Origin of the sequence: Lactobacillus acetotolerans DSM 20749 = JCM 3825, from assembly GCF_001436775.1 — a bacterium.
GTDB classification, from domain to species: Bacteria; Bacillota; Bacilli; order Lactobacillales; family Lactobacillaceae; genus Lactobacillus; species Lactobacillus acetotolerans.
In genome coordinates this window covers 1-9,871 of sequence record NZ_AYZC01000049.1, presented here as the reverse complement: position 1 = coordinate 9,871, position 9,871 = coordinate 1, and the positions used below count along the sequence as shown (strand labels likewise).

The 9,871-nt window shown below is 37.1% G+C and carries 9 protein-coding genes; 2 read left to right on the top strand and 7 right to left on the bottom strand.

Annotation, left to right across the window (positions count from 1 at the left end; translation table 11 throughout):
- Nucleotides 1–230: 230 nt before the first annotated feature.
- From FC77_RS06800 to FC77_RS06790, 3 genes are all read right to left on the bottom strand, one after another.
- The gene (locus tag FC77_RS06800) at nt 231–584 is read right to left on the bottom strand and encodes a DUF805 domain-containing protein (RefSeq protein ID WP_056970865.1); all 354 of its coding nucleotides are present in this window, start codon (nt 582–584) and stop codon (nt 231–233) included.
- Between the two features lie 156 nt (nt 585–740).
- Nucleotides 741–1,922, bottom strand: a complete 1,182-nt coding sequence (locus tag FC77_RS06795) for an MFS transporter (RefSeq protein WP_056970864.1) — start codon at nt 1,920–1,922, stop codon at nt 741–743.
- A 13-nt stretch (nt 1,923–1,935) separates the two neighbouring features.
- A complete protein-coding gene (locus FC77_RS06790) occupies nt 1,936–2,847 on the bottom strand; it encodes an alpha/beta hydrolase (protein ID WP_056970863.1) in 912 nt (303 codons plus the stop codon).
- Nucleotides 2,848–3,075: 228 nt separating this feature from the next.
- Here FC77_RS06790 and deoC point away from each other — a divergent pair, with 228 nt between their 5' ends.
- Both deoC and FC77_RS06780 read left to right on the top strand, forming a co-directional pair.
- Entirely contained in the window at nt 3,076–3,789 is a 714-nt protein-coding gene (deoC, locus tag FC77_RS06785) for a deoxyribose-phosphate aldolase (protein ID WP_056970861.1), read from the top strand.
- A gap of 184 nt (nt 3,790–3,973) precedes the next feature.
- The gene (locus tag FC77_RS06780) at nt 3,974–4,255 is read left to right on the top strand and encodes an HU family DNA-binding protein (protein ID WP_054682193.1); all 282 of its coding nucleotides are present in this window, start codon (nt 3,974–3,976) and stop codon (nt 4,253–4,255) included.
- 80 nt (nt 4,256–4,335) lie between these two features.
- Here the strand turns inward: FC77_RS06780 and FC77_RS06775 are convergent, their stop codons facing one another.
- From FC77_RS06775 to FC77_RS06760, 4 genes are all read right to left on the bottom strand, one after another.
- Complete coding sequence (locus FC77_RS06775; protein ID WP_054682191.1) at nt 4,336–5,037, bottom strand: methionine ABC transporter permease; 702 nt, start codon at nt 5,035–5,037, stop codon at nt 4,336–4,338.
- On the bottom strand, nt 5,030–6,091 hold the full coding sequence (locus tag FC77_RS06770; protein WP_056970859.1) for a methionine ABC transporter ATP-binding protein: 1,062 nt from the start codon (nt 6,089–6,091) through the stop codon (nt 5,030–5,032). Before FC77_RS06770 ends, FC77_RS06775 begins: the two co-directional genes overlap by 8 nt.
- 16 nt (nt 6,092–6,107) lie before the next feature.
- Nucleotides 6,108–6,962 carry a MetQ/NlpA family ABC transporter substrate-binding protein gene (locus tag FC77_RS06765; protein ID WP_054682190.1) on the bottom strand — a complete coding sequence of 285 codons (855 nt, stop codon included), beginning with the start codon at nt 6,960–6,962 and terminating at the stop codon, nt 6,108–6,110.
- A gap of 355 nt (nt 6,963–7,317) precedes the next feature.
- On the bottom strand, nt 7,318–9,738 hold the full coding sequence (locus FC77_RS06760; RefSeq protein WP_056970857.1) for an HAD-IC family P-type ATPase: 2,421 nt from the start codon (nt 9,736–9,738) through the stop codon (nt 7,318–7,320).
- Between the last annotated feature and the right edge of the window lie 133 nt (nt 9,739–9,871).

The following is a 9,871-nucleotide window of genomic DNA, read 5'->3' as shown; positions in this document are numbered from 1 at the left end:
GCAAAAAAGCCAGAACCGACGAGGGTTCTGGTGACTTTTAGTACTTTCAAGTTTCAGTAAAGTAAACTAAACGCTATGCAAATAATTGGTTCAAACCAATTAATGAAAATTATAAATCCTATTGCAGCAGTATGTAAGATATATATTTTAAAATAACTCGCTATAATATTTTTATAAAATTTCCACAAAATAAAAAATCCGAGCCATTTCTGACTTGGAAAATATAATTATTATTGCCAACGATTACTTTTAGTTGGCATAATCATCAATATAAGATACCAAATAGTTCCAATCACTGGAACAAACTCAATTAGTAGCCACCATGCAGAGTGATTGGTATCATGCAAACGTCTGAATCGTAATGATAAAGTTCCAATCCAAATAATTGCAGTAATAATTACAATCGGTCTACTGAAATATGAGTAAAATATATCAGCTGAGCCATCAAACATTGCACTGCCTATCATTAATATGATGAATCCTAATACATAATTGAGAATAATTGCCCACCAGTATTCGGATCGACTGGCTGTCCCTGAAAAGTTAAAAAGATTGCTCCAAAATTTTTTGTATGATGAAATCACTTATATGTCCCCTTCTTATAATAATTTTAAAACACGGTTAATTATAGCATATATAAATATAGTATTCAGTAATCATGCTTTCACAATCAATTTTACTGAACAAAAAATAGGAATTCCTACATTGTAGAAATTCCCATTTATATTTATTTCAATAAACTACTTATTTTTTGCACTCTTGTGTACATTGAAGTAGTGGCAAAGAGCATAAACAGTGAAGCAGGCAAAGAATATACCTGTAATTAAGAGATCCATCTTTGCACTAGTTGAAATTGCATTCATTACCATCGGTGAAACAGCACAACCAACATTAATTAAAACTAAGACAATTGTCGTAGCCAAGTTAACAGAACCACGCGGTGCTGCCCAATCAAGCCAATTATACATGTAAGGAATTGATAAACCAAAACCAGTTCCTAAAACAAAGTTACCAACCGTAAGGACAATAAAGTTCGGTGAAAGTGCAATAATTAAGAAACCCAATGCAACTAACAAGAAACCGATTGGAAAAATCTTATCATGAATTCTTTTAAAGAAGAAGCCGAACAAAGCACCAACTGGAATGGCAACTAAGTTCATAATCCCACTTAAAACAGATAATTCACTAACTGTTCCCAAGTGTTCTTGTACAATCAAAGCTGGTTGCTTAAAGGTGATCGTCATATAGAATAGGTAAATAAAGAACATAAAGATCGCAATCTTAACAACTTGCCCATTAATATGTTGTTTAGGCTTAGCTTTATCGTTTGCAGCAACTGCACTTTGTTCCTCTCGTGGAAGTGGTACATAAATAGCAAAGAGAATTAAGACAGGAACTACCAAGAAGTAAATGGCAAAAGCTGCGTGCCAGCTAATAGTAATTAACCAGCTAATCAAGAATGCCGCAATAGCAGCACCTACAGCACCCATTACATTTTGGTAACCAACCATCGTAGCTAATTCATCCTCATCTTTACTATAGAATTGAGGAATTAAACTAACAGCTAGGGAATTAAATAATCCAATTCCAAAGCCAAGTAAAGCCCGAGAAATTAAAATGAGTGTGTAAACACTGGAATACATTGGAAAAGTTCCAGCTAACAACGTAACTATTAATCCTGTTAAAATAGTAGCTTTTTGTCCCATTAATTTAATTAAAAATGGACTAATTAACAATCCAATAACGATACCAATATTAGGAACCGTTGATAAAGTCTCTACTCCAGCTTTATTAACACCCGGAAATGCGTTGTACATCAGTGGTAAGGCTGGTGCAATTGCCGGTGCCATCATTAAGAAGATGGAGATTGACAGCAGAGATATTTTGAACATCCAGCTATCTTGTAATTTCTTTTGTTTCATTATATAAAGCCTCCTACTTCTTTATATGTTTCGTGAAGAATTCTATTTCCTCATCATTAGCCTTGTTAGCCAAACTGTCTTTTTGATTAATTATAAAGACATGCGGTTCAGGATGTTGATCGTCACCGTAAGATTTATAAACTTCTTCAACCCCTTTAGCTTTCAAGAAGCCATCCAAGCGAGCGGCACAATCATGTAACGGATCCTGATTAGCCGTGGTAAGGAACGTTGGCAGAAAATCTTTAGTAATATAATTTTCTACCTCTAATTCATCCTTCGTTTCCGGCTTAGCCATCACTTCAGGAGTGAAATAACCTGAAGCTGGTTTAGCAAGTGGGCCAGCAGCTAAGATACCAGTCTCAATTACGAAAGTAACTGGGCTGTTTAAGGCTACGGCTCTAAATTTTAAGTTAGGCAAATCGTAACCAAATTTTTTACAATAATCTGGGTTGGTCAAACAGGTAACATATTCTTCTGCGATACTGCCACCTGAAGAATCTCCAACAATAAAGACATTATTGCGGTCAAAGTTGTACTTATCCGCATTTTTATCAACCCAATGCATATATTGGTTAACCTGATCCAATTCTGCTGGGAATTGGACATCCGGGCCAAGCTTAAAACTAGGATTTACAAAAGCAAAGCCACGTTTAGCTAAACCTAAACCATAATATTGATAAGTTGCTTTAGTACCATAAATCCAATCACCACCATGAATATTAACAATTACTGGCAGTTTACCAGCCACGTTTTCAGGCAGATAAAGATCTAATAAATTCCAATTCTCATCAGAACCGTACTGTACGTTATCAATTCGTTTAACATTGGGAATATCATGCGGTAATCCTGCATCCCGCTTGTCATCGTTTGATTTCCAGGCTTTTCTGATTTGTTTGACAGCTTCCACTGTTTTATCATCAACCATATTCTAGATCTCCTTTTTACTGAATTCGGTTTCAATTTATATTAACAGGAAAAGAAATAAATGTACAATATTGATAAATATATAGCATTAATTAACTTTTTTGCCAATTTTTAACCTATATCTACTCTTAGTTAATAATGATAGGTACTTTTTTCAATCGACCATTGCTATATTGAAAGCAAAAATTTATTATGAAATTAAATAGTATTAAAAGAGAGGATGTAAAATATGAAATACACACTTGACGATTTTGCTCGCCTAATCGACCACACAAATTTACACGCTGACGCGACGCACGAAGATATGAAAAAACTTTGCGACGAAGCTAAGAAATACCACTTTAAAATGGTAGCAATTAACCAGGTTCAATCAGCTTTTTGTGCAAAACAGCTGAAAGAAACAGATATCGATACAGGTGCAGCAATCGCCTTCCCTCTTAGTCAACAAAGTATCGCATCAAAGGTATTTGATACTGAAGATGCCATCAAGAACGGTGCTAATGAAATTGATTATGTAATTAACATTACTGAGTTAAAAGCAAAGAATTATGCTTATGTCAAAAAAGAGATGCAAGCAATGGTAGCAACTTGCCACAAACACAATATTCCTTGCAAAGTCATCTTTGAAAATTGCTACTTAACTAAAGAAGAAATCAAAAAACTAGCTGAAATCGCCAAAGAAGTTAAAACTGATTTCATCAAAACCTCAACTGGCTTTGGCAGTTCCGGCGCTAAAGTCGAAGATGTTAAATTAATGAAAGCCATTGTTAAAAATGATGTTCGCGTCAAAGCGGCTGGCGGAATTAGAGACTCAGATACTTTTTTAGCAATGGTTCGCGCAGGTGCTGATCGGATTGGTTGCAGCAAAGGCGTCCAGATAATCAAAGCTTTAAAGCAAAGAATGACCGACGATAAAGTTAGTTCGATCGAAATAAAACGCTAACAATCTTATAAATAGCGGCTATAACCCCATTTTTTCTGTTGATAGACTATTATCTGTGTTAAAATAAGAAAAGTCAGTGATAAGGAGCGGCGCATAGTGCTATATTAGCAATGTCGTCGGTTTATCCAGACTTATAATTGTGTTGTTTTTCGTAAGATTTTTAAAGAAAGAGAAGATACATTTTATGGCTTCAATTAACAAATCTGAACTTACAAAAGAAGTTGCATCTAAGACCGATTTAAAGCAAAAAGATGCAGATGCTGTTATCGATGCCCTTGTTGAAACAATCAAGGATGATTTATCTAAGGGCAACAAGGTACAAATCATTGGTTTCGGCTCATTTGAAGTTCGCAACCGTGCAGCAAGAAAAGGTAGAAACCCACAAACTGGTAAGGCCTTAACTATTCCTGCAACCAAGGTACCTGCATTTAAGCCAGGCAAGGCTTTAAAGGATGCTGTTAAGTAGTTCTTTAACAAGTTTAATAATAAAAAGCCAGCAAGTATTAAATTTAATACTTGCTGGTTTTTGTTTTGCCTAAAAATAATTTATCTGCTCTGATGATTCAATCTTTTAGCGAAGAAGTCACCCACAATTTGCACAATAAAAATCAAAATAATGACCAATACTGTTGCAACTAAAGTTACGTCGTTATCAAAACGGTTATAGCCATAAGCGATAGCTGTGTTGCCAAGTCCACCGGCACCAATTGCACCAGCCATTGCCGTTAAACCAATCAAACTGATAATCGTAACCGTTGATACCCTGACAAGTTCAGAACGGGATTCACTCAAATAGACATCAAAGATAATGTCTTTTACCGTTGCACCCAAACTTTGAGCAGCTTCTATCTTGCCCTGATCTACACTTTCAAGGGCAACCTGCACCTGCCGGGCATAAAACGGGAAGACACCGAGAGTTAATGGTATTAACGCAGCCTTCATCCCAATTTGTGTCCCAACAATTTTCTGTGTTACGGGTGCAATAAAAGCCAGCATAATAACAAAAGGAACGGCCCGAAAGATCGAGACTATTTTATCGCATACATTAAACCAAAATTTATTGGGCCTGATACCATCTTCATTCGTTAAGACAAGAATAACTCCAAAGATAATTCCTAAGATACCGCCAAAAATGGCCGACCAAAAAGTCATGAACAAAGTTTGAAAGATACTAGTACCCCAACCAGCATCCCCACTCCAGCCAAGTTGTACAACATTGGGGAAATATTTACTAAACCAACTAATCATATGGATTTCCTTTCTCATCTAAGCGGGTAACCGTAACCTCTTCTTGCTTTAAGAACCTAACTGTCTTAGTACGCTTTTCTTGGTCACCCTTCACCATCACAACTAAGGTACCGATCGGCTCATCGTTTAAGAGTTCAACGTTACCATAAAGCATACTTACCTCAACGCCAATCTTCTTATAGAGATCGATAATAATTGACTTGGTCACATTGGCAATGCTGTATACCAACTGGTAAATGGCTTCATTTTTATTCAAAGTATCCAAGTGCAATGAATTCAAGGTGTTAATTGTTTCAAGCGATCCACCCACAAAACGCTTGGTCAAAGCTTTTTTCGGGTGTAAAAATATCTGTCGCAGCTCACCATTTTCAATGATTTGTCCGTTTTCCATTACGGCGACCTTGTCACATATTTTCTTAACCGCATCCATTTCATGGGTGATTAATATGACGGTTAAGTTCAACTTAGTATTCAATTTCTTCAATAAATCTAAAATTTGTTGGGTATTTTGCGGATCCAACGCACTCGTTGCCTCATCAGAAATCAAAATATTGGGTTTATTGGCCAGTGCCCTGGCGATGGCTACTCTTTGCTGCTGCCCGCCAGATAATTCAACTGGGTAAGCATTGGCCTTATCCTTTAAATCAACTAAGTCTAGTAACTCTAATGACCGTTTTTCTAGTTCTTCATCATTTAAGCCGGCATGTTTTAATGCAAAAGCCACATTTTCTACTACCGTAACTTCGTTTAACAGGTTAAAGTCTTGAAAAATCATGCCAATTTTCCTGCGCTCTACCTGCAGCTTTTTATTAGAAATAACCTGCTTACCGGCTTTAATAAAGGTGTTTCCATTAACGGTAATTTCTCCTTCTGTTGGTTTCTGCAAAAGATTAACCGTTCTAACTAACGTCGACTTCCCTGCTCCAGAAAAGCCAACAATTCCGTAAATATCGCCCTTTTCTACCTGCAAAGATACGTCATGGACCGCATGGACAACCTTATTTTCCTTTTCCGGGAAATCAACGTTTACGTGTTTAATATCAATAATACTCATTGTTATCTCCCTTTCTTTACTTCAACTTAATATCCCAAGCAGCAACCTGAGTATTGCCATAAAACTTACGGTATAACTTCTTAGTTTTCTCTGTCTGGTAAGCTTTAACTACATCTTGGTATTCTTTATTATTCTTTTGCCCCTTCTTAGTAGCGATAATATTGATCCACTGTTCAGAATCTTTGTTAATCGGCTCAACGTAAATTGTTTGCTTATCCGTTAACCCAGCAGGGCCAGAATAGTCATTGTTAACCACGGCTGCGTCAACCGAACTAAGGACACGCCCACATTGATCGGCACTAACCTCTTTAAATTTCAATCCATTCGGATTTTTCATAATGTCAGCAACCGTTAGTAAGGACTTACCTTTGCGTAGCGTAATTAATCCAGCATTCTTCAAAACGAAGAGGGCACGCGATTCATTAGTTGGATCATTTGGAATTGCGATCGTAGCACCATTAGGCAAAGCACTTAATTTATGGTACTTGCGTGAATAAAGCCGAATTGGGGCAATCATTGTTTTACCAACTGCTACTACTCCACCATGATTGGCTTTATTCCAAGATTTCAAGAAAGCATGATGCTGAAAGGCATTCAAATCAATGTCACCGGACTTCAAGGCCTTATTAGGTTGGTTATAATCGGTAAAATTCTTTACCTGTAAGTTAATGCCATACTTTTCTTTAGCAGTTGCAGCCACACTCTTCCAAATGACCTGTTCAGGTTTACTTTCACCAACTACGCCAATTGTGACAGTTTTATTCTGCTGGCCAGTATTAATTCCTGGTCCAAAACTGAACCAAGCAGCAATTAAAATAAGAACTGCAATTATTATCCAAATAATTGTGTTTCTGCGTCTTTTTCTCCTCATTTTGAACACCTTCTAAAATTTTTCCATAAAAAAAGCACCCGTCCCATAAAAGGACGAATGCTCGTGTTACCACCTTTAATTCATCTGTTACTCACGTAACAAATCTTAACAGCTATCTACTAATAGCTTGCAAGAATAACGGATGCAACTCCGCCGCCAGCTAAATATCACTAACGGTCATCATTTCGAGCCCATATTCACTACTTCTTGTTTATCAACTTTCACCAACGCGTTGACTCTCTTTATAAACAAGTATCATAGCTACTCTGCTTTTCAAGATGTTTTTCTTTAATTGAATTGTAATTAAATTTATCATTTAATTTTAATCTTGTCAATAAAGGTATTTGATAAATTTTTATCTAACCATATCTTTACCACGAATATAAGCTTCCTTTAAATCGGAGAAAGTCATATCTTTACCCTTCTGATCAAAGATAACAAGTACTTCGCAAATACCATCTAAAATTTTGGATAACCATCTAAACACCGTAGTTGCAGCGCAGAAAAGAATTATCAAAATAAAGATAGCCTTGCCGGAGATCATCGTCATGGCAAATAACCGTGGCAAAAAGATAATTGAAGCAATTATACAAACAAGCGATAATGACATGACACCTAACCTAAATTTATTTAGCGGGGCAGAAATATGATACATAACCATCATCCCGACGGCAATCAATAGCAGGGTGGCCGTTGTCCCAACATCATGAGTGTTTAACTGAACGTAATAACTAGCGACTACTAAAATACTTACGGCTAGCATATCGGTTACCCCACCAGGAATCGAACGGGTCAACACGTTTAATAGGAATTTGCCCCGAATACGGTTGTGGTTGCTTTCTAATGCCAGCAGAAATGATGGTAAGCCAATGGTGAAGGCAGAGATCAAACTGATCTGAGCTGGCTGCAATGGATAATTAACAACCATAATCAAAGAAAAAATTGCCATTAAGAATGAAAAGATATTTTTAACTAAGTACAAGCTGGCGGAACGTTGAATATTATTAACCACCCTGCGTCCCTCATTTACAACATCTGGCATTCTTGCAAAGTTGGAATCGAGTAAGACCACCTGTGAAGCTTGCACAGCCGCACTGTTACCTGAAGCCATTGCAACACTACAATCGGCCTTTTTCATTGCCAAAATATCATTAACACCATCACCAGTCATGGCCACGGTGTTACCTAAATTTTGCAGAGCAGTCACAAATTTCTTCTTTTGTTCTGGTTTCACCCTGCCAAACACGTTATATTTTTTAACAGCTTCCTCATATTTACCATCGTGGATTTCTTGAGCGTCAATATATTTATCAGCACCGACAATCCCTGCTTGACCGGCCACCCGTGAAACAGTGACCGGATTATCACCAGAAATAACCTTGATATTTACACCTTGTTTGCCAAAGTATTCAAAAGTAGGCTTTGCTTCTTTTCTAATCGGGTTAGATAGAAGAATATAACCTAAAACAGAAACATCTTTGCTTAACTTCGAATCATCTTCAGTTAAAACTCCAGGATAATTAGCAACAATTAGTACCCGGTAGCCTTCTTCTGCATACTTTTCAAATTCATCTTTATATTGGTCAAATTGCTTACGCAGAATCATCTCAGGCGCCCCGATCAACATAGTAGTTTGACCAAAAATCACACCAGAAAATTTATTAACCGATGTAAAAGGCAAAACACTATCGGCTTTTTGACCACTGCCAGTCTTAAAATATGTGTGAATAGCCTTCATGGTTGCATTGTCTGCTGGCATACTTTTAGAAAAATCACCAATTAATAAATCCAAATTTTGTCCGCTAAAAGCACGTGAATTTATCGTTTTGGCAACAGCCATTTTGGGTTCAGTAATGGTCCCGGTCTTATCAACACAAAGCACGTTTACCCGCGCCAAGGTTTCAACACTCTTCATATCATGCAGCATAACTTGCTTCCGGGCCAAGCGAACAGCCGATAAAGCCAGGGCGACAGTAGTTAAAAGGTAAAGCCCTTCCGGAATCATCCCTAAAACAGCGGCTTCCATAGAAACGATACTATGTGCAAATGATGCGTGATTCTTAAAGAAACTCAGGCTGAACAACGCAATTCCAAGGGGAATAATGATAATTCCAACCCACTTAATTATTCCGTTGATCGAGCGCACCATCTCAGACTGCTCAACGCCACCCATAGATTTGGCTTTCATGGTCAGTTTGGAAATGTAAGAATCTTTGCCGACCTTTACTAGCTGGGCATAAGCCTCACCAGAAACGACAAAGGAACCAGACATTAACTTTGAACCTAGATCCTTGCTGATTTCATCTGATTCACCCGTTAGAAGAGCTTCATTAACCCGGATATTGCCCTTAACAACCTGTGCGTCTGCCGGAATTTGGTCACCTGTTTTCAAAATAACCACATCATCGACAACCAGTTTTTCAATTGGAATTTTAACTTTCTTACTATCACGCAGGACCGTTACTTCGGTCGCATTCATCACGCTTAATTTGCTTAAAGTATGCTTGGCACTAATTTCCTGAATAATCCCAATGACCGTATTCAAAATAATTACTGGCAAGAAGGTCAGGTCGCGGTAAGCACCAACAACTAACAGTAAAATTGCTAAGACTAAAAAGATCAGGTTAAAGTAGGTACAAACATTTTTTTTAATAATTTGCCCGTTCGTTTTAAACTGATTATCCACCGCTTGATTAACTTGTCCATTTTCAACTCTCTGCTTAACCTCAGCTTCGGTTAAACCAGTTGCAATATTTGTTTGATTTTCTTTTTTCATTAAATTTACCTGAATAAGATTTTTCATCAATTATAGCAATTATTGCACAGAATAAAAAAGTATCACAATTTTGTGATATGAAGTGAGACCTAAAAGTGAGACACTTTTAGGTCTTTTACTATGTCTAAATTTA